The sequence below is a fragment of the Streptomyces naganishii JCM 4654 genome (assembly GCF_014650575.1).
GTDB lineage: Bacteria > Actinomycetota > Actinomycetes > Streptomycetales > Streptomycetaceae > Streptomyces > Streptomyces naganishii.
The window spans coordinates 192,590-207,869 of record NZ_BMVF01000010.1 but is presented as its reverse complement, the minus strand read 5'-3'; the positions used below and the strand labels follow the sequence as shown (position 1 = coordinate 207,869).

Annotated in this window: 16 protein-coding genes and 1 pseudogene; 8 read left to right on the top strand and 9 right to left on the bottom strand. The window is 72.8% G+C overall.

What is annotated here, in order from left to right:
* Positions 1-129 precede the first annotated feature (129 nt).
* Complete coding sequence (locus IE217_RS20230) at positions 130-2,469, bottom strand: serine/threonine-protein kinase (RefSeq protein ID WP_190179304.1); 2,340 nt, start codon at positions 2,467-2,469, stop codon at positions 130-132.
* A 199-nt stretch (positions 2,470-2,668) separates the two neighbouring features.
* Positions 2,669-3,397, bottom strand: a complete 729-nt coding sequence (gene kbpA / locus IE217_RS20225; RefSeq protein ID WP_190179303.1) for an AfsK-binding protein KbpA — start codon at positions 3,395-3,397, stop codon at positions 2,669-2,671.
* A gap of 134 nt (positions 3,398-3,531) precedes the next feature.
* On the opposite strand from kbpA, the gene IE217_RS20220 reads away from it, so the two are divergent.
* A complete protein-coding gene (locus IE217_RS20220) occupies positions 3,532-4,167 on the top strand; it encodes a TetR family transcriptional regulator (RefSeq protein ID WP_190179382.1) in 636 nt (211 codons plus the stop codon).
* A gap of 170 nt (positions 4,168-4,337) precedes the next feature.
* Here the strand turns inward: IE217_RS20220 and IE217_RS20215 are convergent, their stop codons facing one another.
* Positions 4,338-5,747, bottom strand: coding sequence for an MFS transporter (locus tag IE217_RS20215; RefSeq protein WP_190179302.1), 1,410 nt, complete (start codon positions 5,745-5,747; stop codon positions 4,338-4,340).
* Between the two features lie 138 nt (positions 5,748-5,885).
* Positions 5,886-6,338 (bottom strand): Lrp/AsnC family transcriptional regulator, encoded by a 453-nt coding sequence (locus tag IE217_RS20210; RefSeq protein ID WP_190179301.1) that lies wholly within the window; start codon positions 6,336-6,338, stop codon positions 5,886-5,888.
* An 82-nt stretch (positions 6,339-6,420) separates the two neighbouring features.
* Here IE217_RS20210 and IE217_RS20205 point away from each other — a divergent pair, with 82 nt between their 5' ends.
* Positions 6,421-7,053: a LysE family translocator gene (locus IE217_RS20205; RefSeq protein ID WP_190179300.1), complete on the top strand. Its 633-nt coding sequence runs from the start codon at positions 6,421-6,423 to the stop codon at positions 7,051-7,053.
* 92 nt (positions 7,054-7,145) lie between these two features.
* On the opposite strand, the gene IE217_RS20200 is transcribed toward IE217_RS20205, so the two are convergent.
* Together IE217_RS20200 and IE217_RS20195 are read right to left on the bottom strand one after the other, a co-directional pair.
* Complete coding sequence (locus tag IE217_RS20200) at positions 7,146-7,625, bottom strand: nitroreductase family deazaflavin-dependent oxidoreductase (RefSeq protein ID WP_190179299.1); 480 nt, start codon at positions 7,623-7,625, stop codon at positions 7,146-7,148.
* Complete coding sequence (locus IE217_RS20195) at positions 7,625-8,824, bottom strand: acyl-CoA dehydrogenase family protein (protein ID WP_190179298.1); 1,200 nt, start codon at positions 8,822-8,824, stop codon at positions 7,625-7,627. Before IE217_RS20195 ends, IE217_RS20200 begins: the two co-directional genes overlap by 1 nt.
* 132 nt (positions 8,825-8,956) lie before the next feature.
* Here IE217_RS20195 and IE217_RS20190 point away from each other — a divergent pair, with 132 nt between their 5' ends.
* Positions 8,957-10,129, top strand: coding sequence for a thiolase C-terminal domain-containing protein (locus IE217_RS20190; RefSeq protein ID WP_190179297.1), 1,173 nt, complete (start codon positions 8,957-8,959; stop codon positions 10,127-10,129).
* A 28-nt stretch (positions 10,130-10,157) separates the two neighbouring features.
* The gene (locus tag IE217_RS20185; RefSeq protein WP_190179296.1) at positions 10,158-10,823 is read left to right on the top strand and encodes a pyridoxine/pyridoxamine 5'-phosphate oxidase; all 666 of its coding nucleotides are present in this window, start codon (positions 10,158-10,160) and stop codon (positions 10,821-10,823) included.
* 14 nt (positions 10,824-10,837) lie between these two features.
* On the opposite strand, the gene IE217_RS20180 is transcribed toward IE217_RS20185, so the two are convergent.
* Together IE217_RS20180 and IE217_RS20175 are read right to left on the bottom strand one after the other, a co-directional pair.
* A complete protein-coding gene (locus IE217_RS20180) occupies positions 10,838-11,050 on the bottom strand; it encodes a DUF397 domain-containing protein (RefSeq protein ID WP_190179295.1) in 213 nt (70 codons plus the stop codon).
* The gene (locus IE217_RS20175; protein ID WP_190179294.1) at positions 11,047-11,925 is read right to left on the bottom strand and encodes a helix-turn-helix domain-containing protein; all 879 of its coding nucleotides are present in this window, start codon (positions 11,923-11,925) and stop codon (positions 11,047-11,049) included. Before IE217_RS20175 ends, IE217_RS20180 begins: the two co-directional genes overlap by 4 nt.
* 325 nt (positions 11,926-12,250) lie before the next feature.
* On the opposite strand from IE217_RS20175, the gene IE217_RS20170 reads away from it, so the two are divergent.
* From IE217_RS20170 to IE217_RS20155, 4 genes and pseudogenes are all read left to right on the top strand, one after another.
* Positions 12,251-13,117, top strand: a complete 867-nt coding sequence (locus tag IE217_RS20170; RefSeq protein ID WP_190179293.1) for a helix-turn-helix domain-containing protein — start codon at positions 12,251-12,253, stop codon at positions 13,115-13,117.
* A 67-nt stretch (positions 13,118-13,184) separates the two neighbouring features.
* The gene (locus IE217_RS20165; RefSeq protein ID WP_190179292.1) at positions 13,185-13,532 is read left to right on the top strand and encodes a hypothetical protein; all 348 of its coding nucleotides are present in this window, start codon (positions 13,185-13,187) and stop codon (positions 13,530-13,532) included.
* On the top strand, positions 13,529-13,786 hold the full coding sequence (locus tag IE217_RS20160; RefSeq protein ID WP_189705949.1) for a hypothetical protein: 258 nt from the start codon (positions 13,529-13,531) through the stop codon (positions 13,784-13,786). The genes IE217_RS20165 and IE217_RS20160 overlap by 4 nt, the downstream gene beginning before the upstream one ends.
* 3 nt (positions 13,787-13,789) lie before the next feature.
* A pseudogene (locus tag IE217_RS20155) lies at positions 13,790-14,358 on the top strand (Uma2 family endonuclease).
* Between the two features lie 15 nt (positions 14,359-14,373).
* On the opposite strand, the gene IE217_RS20150 reads toward IE217_RS20155, so the two are convergent.
* Positions 14,374-15,237, bottom strand: coding sequence for a GNAT family N-acetyltransferase (locus IE217_RS20150; protein WP_190179291.1), 864 nt, complete (start codon positions 15,235-15,237; stop codon positions 14,374-14,376).
* Positions 15,238-15,280 lie beyond the last annotated feature (43 nt).

The window sequence follows — 15,280 nt, the reverse complement described above, 5'->3', positions numbered from 1 at the left end:
GTGAGGAACCGGCCGCTCACCAGGACCGACGGCCGCCGTCCGAGCCCTTCCGTGAACCCGTACGACGGCCGTCACCAGACCCCGCCGGGGACGCGCCCCACGCGGTACGGGCCCCCCCGGGGACGCGCCTCACGCGGTGCGGGCCGTCCCGGTCCCCTTCTCCGCGTCCAGGGCGTACACGCAGCGGTCCTTGCTGCACGCGTACACCACACCGTCCCTGACCACCGGGGAGCCGGTGATCTCGCCGCCGGTGGCCAGCTTCCAGCGCAGCCGGCCGTCGTCGGCCTTGAGCGTGTAGAGCAGGTGGTCGGTGGAGCCGAAGTGGATGCGGCCCTCGGCGACCGCCGGGGAGCCGACGATCTCCCCGCCGGACTGGAAACGCCACTTGGGCGTGCCCGTCACCGCGTCCAGCGTGTAGAGGCCCTTGCCGCTGCCCACGTGGACGTGGCCGGCCGCCACCAGCACCGGGTCGACCGAGGCGCGGGACTCGGTGGCGATGCGCCAGCGGTCGCGGCCGTCGGTCGCGTCGAGGGCGTAGACCGTGCCGAGGTAGTCGGCGAGGTAGATGCCGCCGCCGGTGACGGCCGGGCCGGGGGCGAAGGCGGGCGGGCAGAGGAAGACCGCGGGCGCCTCGAAGTGCCAGCGGACCCGGCCGCCGGCGGCGTCCAGCGCGACCACGCGGGTGCCGGCCGAGACGTAGACGTAGCCGTCGGGGGCCGGGGTGAGGCGGACCGGGACCCCGCCGCAGGAGGCCGCGTCGCCGATGGGGTACGACCAGCGCTCCTCGCCGGTGCGGGCGTCCAGGGCGCGCAGCCGGGCGTCCTGCCAGACGTAGACCGTGCCGTCGTGGACGACGGGGCCCGCCTCGGGGGACTCGAAGTCGCTCTGGCAGCCGGTGATCTCCCACAGCTTCTGGCCGCCGGCCGCCTCCCAGGCCTGGACGCCGCCGCCCCGGGTGCCGGTGACGACCGTGCCGCGGTCGGCGGTGAGCGAGTACACCCAGGCGTCCGTCTGCACCCGCCACAGGTCGGAGCCCCCGCGGGCGTCCAGGGCGAACAGGGTGGGCCCGTCGGAGGCGTGCACGCGCCCGTCCGCGACCGCCATCGACCAGGCCACGTCCCGCGTCTTGAAGCGGCGCCGGCCGGTCGCCACGTCCAGGGCGTGCACCTCGAAGGAGGTGACGTAGACGAGGTCGCCCGCGACGGACGGGGTGCCCCAGACGTCGTTGGACATGCGGAAGCGCCAGGGGCGCCAGCCCGAGGCGGTCTCCGGGGGCGCCGGAGGCGCGGCCGTCAGGGCGGGGTCGGCGCCGTTCACGCCGGGGCGGGGCCTGGACCAGGTGGCGGCGAGGCCGGCCTCCGGCGGGGGCGCCTTGACGGCGGCCGCGCGGGCGTCGGCGACGCGCGGTCCGGGGCCGATCGGCACCTGGGCGCCGGCCAGCCGCACCGGTCCGGAGTCGCCGCCGACCGGCGCGGGCAGGGGCGGCGCGGGGACGACCGGGTCGTGCGAGGGGGGCGGCGGGACCTGGGGCCGGCCGCCGCTGCGCGGGCCGGGCGCGGGCCGGCCGGACGGGCGGCCGCCGCGGCGGGACTCGATCAGGCCCACCGCGCGCTCGGGCAGCCAGGCGGAGGCGGTGCCGCTGTCGTCGGAGCCCGAGCCGAACAGGTGCGGGGCGAGCTGCGCCTGGAGGTCGGCCGGGGTGGGGCGGGCCGTGACCTCCATCTGCATGCAGGACTCGATCAGCGGGCGCAGCTCGTCCGGCAGTCCCTCCAGGTCGGGGCCCTCGCGCAGCAGCATGAAGACCGTCTCGACCGGGTTGGCGCCGTGGAAGGGCGGGTGGCCGGTGGCCGCGAAGACCAGCATGGAGCCGAGCGAGAAGACGTCGCTCGCGCCGGTGACGCTGCGGGAGTCCTTGGCCTGCTCGGGGGACATGTAGGCGGGGGTGCCGACGGCGACGTTCGTCATGGTCAGGCGGGTGTTCGAGACGCCCGAGGCGATGCCGAAGTCGATCACGCGGGGGCCGTCCTCGACGACGAGGACGTTGGACGGCTTCAGGTCGCGGTGCACCAGCCCGGCGCCGTGGATGGACTGGAGGGCCTCGGCGACGCCCGCCGCGAGCCAGCGCACCGCCTGCGCCGGCAGCGGACCGCACTCGGTCACTATCTCCTCGAGGGAGGGCGCGGGCACGTAGGCGGTGGCCAGCCACGGCACGGCCGCGCGCGGGTCGGCGTCGACGACGGCGGCCGTGTAGAAGCCGGAGACCGCCCGCGCGGCCTCGACCTCGCGCGTGAAGCGGACCCGGAACAGCTGGTCCTCGGCCAGCTCGGTGCGGACCGTCTTGATCGCCACGCGCCGGCCGGACGCCGAGCGCGCGAGATAGACCAGCCCCATGCCGCCGGCACCCAGCCGTCCCAGCACCTCGAACGGCCCGATCCGCCGCGGATCGTGCTGCGTCAGCTGATCCACCACTTGCCTGCCACCTCCCCGTACGAGCCGCGTCACCCACATATGTACGCGACCCCCGTGCAGCGTCTCACCACCGCACCGCCGTGGCGGCACGCACCCTGATTCTTCCTGTCCCGGGCACTGGTTGCGAACCCGGCGACGAATCGGGATGTCCTGCCGCAAAATCCCCGCAATCCCCCACTTCCGGCGCGGGTGAGGGCTCTCACCTCTGCAGTACGGCGAAGGACGCCCCCTGATTGTCGGCGACGACGGCCGCTGTTCCGTAGGACGTCTCGAAGGGTGACACCTGTACCCGGCCGCCCAGCCGGCTCACGGCCCCCAGGGCCGCCTCGGCGTCCTCGACGCGGAAGTGGACGAGGAAGTGGGGCGGCATCTCGGGCGGGAAGACGTCCGTGACGGGCGCGCGCCCGAAGTCGGGCTCGGCGTCCCGGCCGAAGAGGGCGTCGTGGAAGAGGCCGCCGTAGAAGGCGTTGGCGGTGCCGGTGTCCCGGGCGTAGAGCTGGGCCCAGGCGAAGGTGCCCGGCTCGTGACGGCGGCCGAAGCCGGGGTGGCTGCCGGGCTGCCACAGGCCGAAGACGGCGCCGTCGGGGTCGGCGGCCAGGGCGGCGGTGCCGAATTCCCCGACCTCGCGGGGTTCGCCGACGACCTGGCCGCCCTCCGCGCGGATCCGCCCGGCCAGCGCGGCCACGTCCGGGGTGGAGAAGTACACGGTCCACACGGTGGGCATCCGGCCGTCCGTCTTCGGCGCGAGCGCGGCGACGGGCCTGGCGTCCAGGCGTGCCAGTACGAAGTCGCCGTACGCCGCCTTCTCCTCGAAGGTCCACCCGAAGAGCTCACCGTAGAACCGCTTGCCCGCCTCTACGTCGGGAAGCTGTGCGTCCGCCCAGCAAGGGACGCCCTCTGTGTATGCGGATGCCCTGTTTTCGGCCATGCGCTCAACCTAACCGGGGCGCCCGCGGGCCGCAGACCAGGCACACCAGCCTCTCCACACCCGCGCACCCCATTTGCAGTCGGCCGAATCGCGCTCCCATCACCCCTCGGTAAGCTGACGGCATGACAGGACAAGTGCGTACCGTCGACGGCCGCGTGGCCGGCCGGCGTGGGCAGGCGACGCGGCAGAAGCTGCTCGACTGCCTCAGCGAGATGCTCAGCTCCTCTCCCTACCGGGACGTCAAGGTCATCGACGTGGCCCGCAAGGCGGGCACTTCGCCGGCCACCTTCTACCAGTACTTCCCGGACGTCGAGGGCGCGGTCCTCGAGATCGCCGAGCAAATGGCCGCCGACGGCGCCGGGTTGACCGAGCTGCTCGAGGGCCGCTCGTGGGCAGGCAAGGCGGGCTGGCAGACGGCGCAGGAACTCGTCGACGGGTTCCTGGAGTTCTGGCGCAGGCACGAGGCGATCCTGCGCGTGGTCGACCTCGGGGCGGCCGAGGGCGACAAGCGCTTCTACAAGCTCCGTATGAAGATCCTGAACGCCGTGAACAACTCCCTCGCGGACACGGTCGCCGAACTCCAGTCCAAGGGCAAGGTGGACAAGGACGTGAACCCGGCCGCGATCGCCGGTTCCCTGGTCGCCATGCTCGCCGCGGTCGCCTCCCACCAGAAGGGCTTCTCCTCCTGGGGCGTGAAGCAGGCCGAACTCAAGCCGAACCTGGCCCTGTTGGTCTACCTGGGCATCACGGGCCGCAAGCCGACGAGATAGCCGCGCCCCGGGTTCTTATCCCCAAGTCCTGTCTGGCAGGCGGCGGTTCCGTACAGCGGACCGCCGCCTGCCGCTGTCTGCGGCCGGGGCCCCCGGCCGGCCGAAGTCCCGTGGGCCGGTCGGCCGCAGTCCCGTGGGCCGGTCGGCCGAAGTCCCGTGGGTCCCGCCAGTCACTGCTGTGACGCCCCCGGTGGCGGCGCCGTCGCGGTGCCGGGGGCCGCGGGACGAGCGGTGCGCGGCAGCAGGGCCGCGGCGGTCAGTCCGCCGAGGCCGACGACCGCGAGTGCCGCCATCGCCGCCGCGTACGCGCCCTTGCTGAGCCCCGACACCAGGATCGTGCCGGCCACGGCCGTGCCGAGCGAGGAACCGAGGTTGGAGACGCTGCGCGACAGGCCGGAGATCTCGCCCTGCCGGGCCTCGGGGAAGCACGACTGGACCACGTTCACCGACGGGGTGAGCATCACGCCCAGGCCCAGCCCGATCAGCAGAAGACCGGGGGCGAACGCCCAGGCTCCGGGCTTCCAGGCGACCAGGGCCAGGAGCACGGCGATGCCGGAGATCGTCACGACGAAGCCCGTCATGATCAGGCCGCGCTGGGTGTGCAGCCGGGCCAGTCTCCCCGCGGCGAGCGAGGTGGCGAGGATGCCGAGGGTCGCGGCGGTGAAGATCACTCCGGTCTCGACCGCGTCGTAGCCGCGGACGACCTGCAGATAGGCGGCGACGGTGAACGAGACGCCCATCAGCATCAGCCACTGCGTGTTCTGGGTGACCAGACCGAGGTTCGAGGTGCGGTCGCGGAACAGCGCGGTCGACAGCAGCGCCTCCCGGCCGGCGCGTTCGCGGCCGCGCACCCAGGCGAGGAAGCCCGCCAGCACCAGCGCACCGGCCAGCAGCAGGCCCAGCGCCAGCCAGCCGTTGTTGTCGACGGCCAGGATGCCGGTCACCAGCAGCACCAGGCCCGCCGCCGACAGCACGGCCCCGACCGTGTCGAAGGGCCGGGCCGGGTCGGGCGGCAGCGGATCGGCGAGTCCGCGGCTGAGCGCCACGATCACCACGATCACCAGTGCCTGGAACACGAAAGCGGCCCGCCAGCTGATCGCGCTCGTGATCAGCCCGCCGATCAGCGGACCGGCGGCCGCCCCGATGCCGCCCATCGCCATGATCGCGCCGAACGCGCGCGCACGGGACGCGGTGTCGGTGAACAGCAGCGTGGTCAGGATGTAGACCGGCGGGATCAGCAGCGCCGTGCCCACACCCTCCAGGATCGAGTTCCCGAGGATCAGCACACCCAGCCCAGGGGCGGCCGCGCTGAGCACCGCCCCCACCCCGTACACCGACAGCCCCGCCACCAGGCAGCGCTTGCGGCCCCATTTGTCGGTCAGCTTCCCGCCCGGGATCATCAGCGCGGCCATCACCAGCAGGAAGACCGTGATCGCCACCTGCACGCCCTGCACGGTGGTGTCCAGGTCCTTGCTGATGTCGTTGATCATCACGTTCATGTTCGAGCCGGCGAAGCTGCAGATGAACTGTGCCAGCGCCAGCGGGGCAAGCACCCGCCGGGCTCCCGCCACCGCCGCCATACCGCCACCTGCCCATCCCACCGCGACCCGTGTGCCGTGAAACGGCGCTTGCGTCCGCGAACAGCCCGGCACTCACAGGATGCGGCCGCCGCGACGCCGCCGCACGGCCAGACCACCACCGGAGGGGTGCCGACGACGTCAGGAGGGCAACGGCCGGTCCTTGACCACGTGCTTCATCACCAGGGTCGAGGTCAGCCGCTGGACGCCCGGCAGGGTGGCGAGACGTTCGTCGTACAGCCGCTGGAAGGCGGCGAGGTCCGCCGTCGCCACCCGCAGCAGGTAGTCGGGGTCGCCGAAGAGCCGCTGCGCCTCCAGTACGTGCTCCACCTCCCCGACCGCCCGCTCGAACTCCGCGACCGTGTCCCGGTCCTCCTGGCGCATCGAGACGAAGACCAGCGCCTCGAAGGTCAGCCCCACGGCGGCCGGGTCCACCACCGCCCGGTACCCGCGCACCGCCCCCGACCGCTCCAGCTCGCGCAGCCGCCGGTGGCACGGCGAGACGCTCAGCCGCACGCGCGCGGCCAGCTCGGTCACGGTCAGCCGCCCGTCCTGCTGGAGCTCGGCAAGGATTTTCCGGTCCATGTCGTCCACGGGGTGGATTATCCCCGCAGCGGGCGATCCACGGGCAAATTCAGGGAGCACTTTCGCGCCGATCGCGCCTAATGTTCCCGTCATGCACGCCGGAACGCTTCTCTCCTTCCTCGCCGTCGACCTCCTGCTGGTCTGTGTGCCGGGCGCCGACTGGGCGTACGCCATCACGGCCGGGCTGAGGGACCGCTCGGTCGCGGTGGCGGTGGGCGGGCTCGTCGCCGGCTACGCCCTGCACACCCTGCTGGCCGCCGCCGGCCTCGCCGTACTGGTCGCGGGCTCCCCGGACCTGCTCACCGCCCTGACGGCGGCGGGCGCCGGCTACCTCGTGTGGCTCGGCTGGGGCGTGCTGCGGCGGCCGTCCGCCGTGCCGGCGGCGGAGGCGGAGGCGGGGACGCCCGCCGCGACCGCGCCCCGCGTCTTCCTGCGCGGCGCCACGATCAGCGGCCTGAACCCCAAGGGACTGCTGCTCTACCTCTCCGTCCTGCCGGCGTTCCTCACCACCCGGGGCACCCGGCTGCCGGTCGCCGCGCAGACGGCCGCCCTCGGCCTCCTGCACATGGCGTGCTGCGCCGCCGTCTACCTGACGGTCGGCACCCTGGCCCGCGCGGTACTGCGGGCACGCCCGGCCGCCGCACGCGCGGTCACCCGGACCTCCGGTGCCGCGATGCTGGGAATCGGCGCGTTCCTGCTGGTGGAGCGCCTGGCGACGCTGTGACGGGCGGACGGCGCCTTGCCGCACTCGAGGGAGGCCGCCTCCGCACGACCCGAGGAGGGGGCCACCTCCGCGCGCTTCACCTGCCTACGGGTTCACTTCCGCATGATCCGGAAGACGCGGATCTCCCGTGTCACCCGAGTCTGGTACGCGGCGTACGGCGGCCACAGGGCGAGCGCGGTCCGCCAGGCGGCCGCCCGCTCCTCACCGGTCAGCAGCTCCGCCCGTACCGGGAAGTCCTCGCCCCGCAGGCTGATCTCGGCGTCGGGGTGGGCCAGCAGGTTGTGGCTCCAGGCCGGGTGTTCCGGCCGCCCGAAGTTGGAGCCGATCAGGAGCAGGCCGCGCCCGTCCTCCTCCGGCACACAGGCCAGGGGTGTGTGGCGGGGCAGTCCGGTGCGGGCCCCGGTGGTGGTCAGGACCAGGGCGGGCAGCATGCCCGCGCTGAGCAGCGTCCGCCCGCCGCTGAGCCGGTGCACCGCGCGGTCCAGTGCGGGCACGACGTGCGGGGCGAGCCGGGCGAAGGCGCGCGTGGACGAGACCTTCTGCACGGCCCGCCGCGCACCGTCCTGGAGCATCACACCGCCACCTCCTGCCGCTCGAACAGCCCGGCCGCGCGGGCGGCGTGCTCCCGCAGCCGGTGCACGGGGCCGAACAGCAGTTCGTCACCCGCGGCCCGCTTGAAGTACAGGTGTGCCTCGTGTTCCCAGGTGAAGCCGATCCCACCGTGCAGCTGGATCGCCTCCGAGGCGGCGAGCCGCAGCGCCTGGAGGGCCTGGGCGAGCGCGAGGCCGCCGGCGCGTTCGCCGTGGCCGGCCGCCCAGGCCGCGTAGCAGGCGGCCGAGCGGGCGGCCTGGACCTGGACGTACACGTCGGCCAGCCGGTGCTTGAGGGCCTGGAAGGAGCCGACGGCCCGGCCGAACTGCCGGCGCTGCTTGACGTACTCCACGGTCAGCTCCAGCGCCCGGCCCGCCGCGCCGACCGCCTCGCAGGCGAGCACGGCGGCGGCCGCGTCACCGGTGCCGGCGAGGGCGCCCAGTACGTCGGCGCCTTCGCCGCCCGTCTCGTCCGCGCCCAGCAACTCCGCCCGCACGTCCCGCAGTTGTACGAGTCCCTGCGGGCGGGTGGCGTCCAGAGCGGTCCGCCGGGTCCGTACGACTCCCTCGGCGTCCCCCGTCACCAGGAAGAGCAGGGTGCGCGAGCGCGCGAACCCGCCGGTGTGCGCGGCGACGACGAGCAGGCCGGCCCGGTGACCGTCGAGGACCTGGTCCACCTGCCCGTACAGCCGCCAGCCGCCCTCCGCCCTCCGCGCCTGCACCCCGCCCGCGCGGCCGCCCCCGGCCCAGTCGCCGTCGTTGCCGCCGGTCAGCGCCAGCGCGGTGGTCAGGGCGGGGCCGGGCACGGCGAGGGCGGCGGTGAGGGTGCCGGCGGCGACGCGCGGCAGCAGACCGGCGCGCTGGGCGGGGGTGCCGAGGCGGACGATCAGCGGGGCGGCGAGGACCGAGGTGGCGAGCAGGGGCGTGGGCGCGAGCACCCGTCCCGTCTCCTCGCAGGCGAGGGCGAGTTCGGTCGTGGAGCAGCCGGCGCCGCCGAGGGACTCGGGGAGGGCGAGCCCGGGCAGGCCGAGTCGCTCGGCGAGGGCGGTCCACAGGGCCGGATCGTGGCCGTCCGGGGTGTCCACGGCGGCGCGCACCTCCTGCGGCCCGCACCTCTTGTGCAGCAGTTCGCGCAGGGTGCGGCGGATCTCGTCCTGCTCGGCGGTGAGGCGGGCGTCCATGGCTCTCCTCCGGAAGTCCCCTCCGGAAGTCCCTCCGGAACTGACGGACCGTCATATTAGGGTGGCGGGATGCGGATGCCCAGAGCGCGGACCACTGCCGTCGGGGCCGGTATCTGATGTAGCGTCAGATTCATGACGACGTCCGGGAACCGCAAGGTCGCCGTGGTCGGTGCGGCTCTCTCCGACTGCGGACGGGTGGACGACACCACCGCGTACGCCCTGCACGCCCAGGCGGCCCGCCGCGCGCTGGCGGACGCCGGGCTGGACCGGGACCGGGTGGACGGGCTGGGCTCGGCGGGCCTGGGCACCCTGGCCCCGGTGGAGGTCGCCGAGTACCTGGGCCTGCGCCCCACCTGGGTGGACTCCACTTCGGTCGGCGGGTCGACGTGGGAGGTGATGGCGGCCCACGCGGCGGACGCGATCGCGGCCGGCCGGGCGAACGTGGTGCTCCTCGTCTACGGCTCGACCGCCCGCGCCGACATCAGGGCGGGCCGCCGCACCGGCACCCTCTCCTTCGGCAACCGGGGCCCACTGCAGTTCGAGGCGCCCTACGGACACACGCTGGTCGCCAAGTACGCGATGGCGGCCCGCCGCCACATGTACGAGTACGGCACGACGATCGAGCAGCTCGCCGAGGTGGCGGTGCAGGCGCGGGCCAACGCCGGGCTGAACCCGCAGGCCATGTTCCGCGACCCGATCACGGTCGACGACGTGCTGTCCGGCCCGCTGATCGCGGACCCCTTCACCAAGCTGCACTGCTGCCTGCGCTCGGACGGCGGCGCGGCGGTCGTGCTGGCGGCGGAGGAGTACGCCCGCGACTGCCGTACGGACCCCGTGTGGGTGCTCGGCGCCGGGGAGCACGTGTCCCACACCACGATGTCCGAGTGGCCGGACTTCACCGTGTCCCCGGCGGCGGTGAGCGGCCGCCTCGCCTTCGAGCGGGCCGGGGTGCGCCCGCAGGAGATCGACTTCGCGGAGATCTACGACGCCTTCACCTACATGACGCTGGTGACCCTGGAGGACCTGGGCTTCTGCGGGAAGGGCGAGGGCGGGGCGTTCGTGGAGAAGGGGCGGCTGCTCGTCGAGGGCGGCGGGCTGCCGGTGAACACGGACGGCGGCGGCCTGTCCGCCCAGCATCCGGGCATGCGCGGGCTGTTCCTGCTGGTGGAGGCGGTACGGCAACTGCGCGGCGAGGCCGGCGAACGGCAGGTCCGCCGCACCGACGGCACCCTGCCCCGGCTGGGGCTCGCCTCCGGCACGGGCGGCTGGTTCTGCTCGTCGGGGACGGTGGTGCTGGGACGGTAGGCGGGGCCGCCCCGGCGATACTCAACGTATGGACACCGATCTTCACGAGCTGTTGCGGGGGCTTCGGGTGTGGGAGCCCGGGGTGACCGAGCTGCCGCCCTTCGACCCGGCGGCGGCGCCCGCGGAACCGCTCGCCCTGTTCACCCGGTGGTTCGCGGACGCGGTCGCGGCCGGGGAACGGGAGCCGCACACCGTGTCGCTGGCGACCTCGGACGAGGAGGGCAGGCCGGACGTGCGGATCGTGATGCTGCACGGCGCGGACGCCGACGGCTGGTCCTTCGCCACCCACGCCCACAGCCGCAAGGGCCGCCACCTCGCGGCCCGCCCGGAAGCCGCGCTGGCCTTCTACTGGCCGCTCCGGGGCCGCCAGGTCCGGGTGCGCGGCCCGGTCGCCGTCGCCCCGCCCGAGCAGGCACAGGCCGACCTGCACGCGCGCTCGGCGGGCGCCCTGGCCGCCGCGCTCACCGGCCACCAGAGCGAAGTCCTCGGCTCCTTGGAGGAGTTGGCGCGCGCCTCGGAGTCCGCCTGGGAGCGGGCCCGTTCCGCCCCGCACACCGAGGCCCCGTCCTGGACCCTCTACCGCCTCCACCCCACCGAGGTCGAGTTCTTCCAGGGCGAGACGCACCGCCGCCACGTACGCCTGCGCTACCGCCGCACGGACACCGCGTGGACCCGCGAACTCCTGTGGCCCTGACCGGGCCTCCCCCGTCAGCTCCCGGACGCGTACGCCACGAAGTCCGCCCACGCCTCCGGCGCGAGCGCGAGCCGGGGGCCGACGGCCCGGTACTTGGAGTCACGGACGTGGATGGCGCCGGAGGTGGTGGCGACCTCTACGCAGGAGTCGCCGTCGGTGCCGTCGCTGTAACTGCTCTTGAACCATGCCGGTTCGGAGACATCACCGGCGGAGACCTTGCGGATCATGCTTCTCCCAGCAGTAGTTGCTCGATGAAGGCCAGCGACTCCCGGGGCGTGAGAGCCTGCGCCCGGATGGTGCCATACCGCAGCTCAAGGATGCGCAGTTGCTTCGGGTCAGAGGTCGGCCGGCCGTTGAACGCGCCATCGGAACGCCCCACCGCCGTACCGTCCTGAAACTTCAACACCTCGATCCTGCCGTCCACCCCGGGGTGAGCGTCGGTCTTCGTCGGCATCACCTGAAGTGTGACGTTGTGCAACCGCCCAACTTCCAGCAGACGTTCGAGTTGCTGTCGCCACACCATTGTGCCTCCGACCTCTCTCCGCAGCGTCGCCTCTTCCAGCACGAAGCTGATTGAGGGGGCCGGGTCCCTTTCGAAGACCGACCGCCGGGCCATACGGGCGGCCACCATGCGCTCGACATCATCCGGCGAGTACGGCGGCTGTGCCGCCTGAAAGAGCGCCCGCGCATGTTCTGGTGTCTGCAACAACCCACTGACGCTGTTGCACACGTACAGCCCGATCTCGACCGCCTGCGCCTCCAGTTTCGCGAGGTCCCGAACTGTTTTCGGATACCGGACCTTCTTCACGTCCTCCCAGGCCGCGGCCATGAGCCCACCCGCCCCCAGCACCTCGTCAGCCTTGTCCAGGTACTCCTGTCTCGGGATCCGCTTCCCACTCTCGACCTTGTAGACCAGGTCCTCTCCGTACCCGATCGCGGCTCCGAACTCGCCGGCGCGCATGCCCACCGCCTCGCGCCGCAGCTTCAGTTGCCGCCCCACGGTGGCGACGACGGCCACGCCCCACTCGTCGTCCGGGTCCACCTCCCACCCGGGCTCGTCAGCCTCGGTCGTGAGCTGCCGGACCTCGCCGTCCACCGACATGCACGCACCCCTCCGTCGTACCGCTTCGTATCAGCCGGACTACTCACAGTACGCACAACCGGAACGTGACAGCCCAGTCTCCGGTCCGACCTGCGCTCCCCATGCACTACGAACTGGGGAGAAAGCACCCCGCCAAGCCCCACCCCTCCCTCCCGCCGGGCAAACTCACTCCGGCGAGTGAATATGCCCAAGTGGGCTGGATTCGGCACGGGTTGCCTGCCTTACGCTCAGCGCGACAAGGCACCACCCCCAGACATGCGACGGCCCTCGCCGGGACTGGCATCCCAGTGCGAGGGCCTGACCACCGAGGAAGTAGGGCTTCCCGATGGACACCGAAAACCCTAGCGCGCCCGCGCCCGCCCAGTCCCGTATCCGGGCCAAGAACCACCCCGACGGGCGGCCGTTCGCCGGCGTCAGGCACGACCACGTCCGCCACACCGAGAACTTCACGGTGATCGGGAATGACCTGGCCCAGCACAAGGAACTGTCCCTGCTCGCCATCGGACTGGCCTGCTACATCCAGTCGGTGCGGCCGGGCACCGCCGTCGACATCAAGACCCTCGCCACCCGCTTCCCCGAGGGCCCCACCCGCATCGCCGCCGCCCTACGCGAACTCGAAGCGCACGGCTACCTGCGCCGCACCCGCGAACGCACGGCCACCGGCCGGATCGTCACCCGCACGGTCTCCTGCAACAGCCCAGGCCACAGGGCCGCCCGCGGGACGACCACCCGCAAACCCGCCCGGCGCACGGCACCGGACGAGCCCGCGCCCCGCAAACGCCTCCCCGCCGTCCCCCAGCCCTCGTGCCCCGCCCCCGCCCTCCTCCGGACGGCCGCCGACGTCCTCACCGGCCTCCGTCGCGAGGACCCCCGCCTGCTCCTTTCCGCCACGGACACCGAGCGCCTCGCCCCGGGCGTCGCCGCATGGCTGGAACGCGACCTCACGCCCACCGCCGTACGCCACGCCCTGACCGCCAACCTGCCCAACGAACCCCTGACCCGCCCCGCCGCCCTCCTCGCCCACCGCCTGACCGCCCAACTCCCACCCCCACCACCCTTCCGTCCTCAGACCCCACCGATCCCCGAACCCCGCCACCCCTTCCAGACCTGCGACAACTGCGACCGCGCCTTCCGCTCACCGGCCCCAGGACTCTGCCGTGACTGCCGCACTCCCCACACCACCGCTTCCTGAGACCGTTCTGTCCCGTTCTCTTCCAGCAGGCCCGATACTCTGGCCAGTGCACCCCCAGGAGGACACCATGAGCACTCAGGCCGATCACGGGCACGAGCTGATTCCGCGTCCCGAACTGACTCCTGATGCCCTGCGTGCAGCCCTTACCGTCGTTGCCCCGGGCCGCCTGGAAGAGATGCAGGCCATGAAGGACGAGGCTTTCGCCAAGGCAGTCGAGTGGCAATCACTCAGCCCGGTACAGAGCTGGGTCCTGATCTGGGCCAAGGAGATCGAAATCGCCCGTCGGCCGGACCTCTCCACCCGGTACGCCCGGGCGAAGAACAATCTGGAACACAAAGATCCGGACATCGCGCAGGAAGCCCTCCGTGAGTTGAGCGCGGTCCTCGACGAGGCCCTGAAAGCAGTGCGCGAGTGAGCTGGAAGTGGGAGTACGCCTTCGGCGCCGAAGAAGCCGCTCGTACTGCCCCTGCGGACTTCCTCACCGCCGTGGAACGCAAGGCCGACGAACTTGTCAGGGCGGCCGAGGCCCTCCACATTCACGGCCGGGCCCACGAAGGAATCGACCCGAAGGGCGGCGAAATCATCGTCTCCGGCGGTTGGTTCGGTTACCAGGTTGTCGTACGCAGCGAACGCGTTTACGTCGTCCAGATCACCTACCTGGGCTTCTGAGCCTTGTCCTCACACGTCTACCAGACCTTGCGCGCCTTCGTTCAGTCCGTGGACGACGCCCTCCCCGGCCGGTTCGAGATCGCCGGGGAAGGACTCGTTCACGATCTGAGGGACCCCGGCGGTCTGCATGCGCTGACCACTGTGCGCATCCGGAAACGCCTGGAGAAGGCGATGCCGCAGGAAATCGTGGCCCACACGGGAGTGCCATACGTGGAGGACGAATCCGAAGGCATCATGCGCCGCCCCGACATCATGGTGATCGCCGAGGCGGACATGGAGGGAGAAGGGCCCTTCGACCTCGTACGCTCGTCGCCGCCATTGAGATCGTCTCCCGGTCCAACCCGGACAACGACTGGGTCACCAAGATGCGCGACTACCCCCTGATCGGCATCCCGGTCTACCCCCGCACCGGCACCGGCGCCGTTCTCACCGACATCCACCCCACCCCCGACGGCCCCCGCTACGCCACTCGCAAGGACTTCGTCTACGGCGAGGACGTCACCATCGGGGACTGGACCATCTCCACCGAGGGTCTGCCTCGCTACGAAGAAGGAGGCGGCGAGCGGCGATGAGGGCCGCCGGCCGGGTCAGCCGGTGAAGGTGTGGACCGCGAAGTCGGAGACCGGGCGGTACCCGATTCGCTGGTAGAGGCTGTTGCTGGTGGGGTTGGCGAGGTCGGTGAAGAGGAGGACCTCGTTCGCGCCGGAGGACCGGGCGGAGCGGCTGACCTCCGTCGTGACGGCGCCCGCGTAGCCTCGGCCGCGCAGTCCGGCCGGGGTGTAGACGCCGACCACGCGCACCTGGCCGGCGACCTTCGGGGACGTACCCGCCATGGCGACGGGCTCCCCGCCGGGCTCCTCCCAGAAGGTCATGTCGCCGCGCTCGACCCGGTCGTCCGCCCACTCCAGCGGGTCCCGGGCCGCGGTCTCCCCCACGGCGGCGCAGAACTCCTCGTACCACCGGGCCAGGCGGTCGCGGTCGGCCGCCCCGGCCACCCGCGCGCGGCCCGGGGGCACCGGTCCGGGGGCGGTCAGCTCGCCGAGCCGGTACAGCCGCATCCGCTGGTGGACGGCGCTCGTGGCACCGGTGCGGCGCTCCCAGGCGGCGGCGAACGCGGCGGCGGTTTCGGGGTCGGCGTTGACGCCGGACAGCGTCCGGCCCGCCTGTGCCAGTACGTCCGCCAGCGCCTCGGCCTCCTCCCCGGTCAGCGAGGTCACGGCGAGCGGGTGCGGTGGCGTACGGAAGAAGGTGGCGCGGACGCCGTCCGTGTCCTCCAGCACGCCGAACTCCGGTGCCGCGTCGCCGTACACGCGGCCGCCGCGGGCGCGCAGGCTCTCCGTGACGGTGAGGTGCACCGTGTGCCGGGCGGGGCGGGAGCGCAGGAAGTCACCGGCGCGGGACAGGAATTCCTCGAGGTCGCCGGTCAGGTACCAGTCGTGAGTAGTGGGCATGCCCCATGGTCCGTGCCCTGTCTCCCGCGCGCCTCCGAATTTC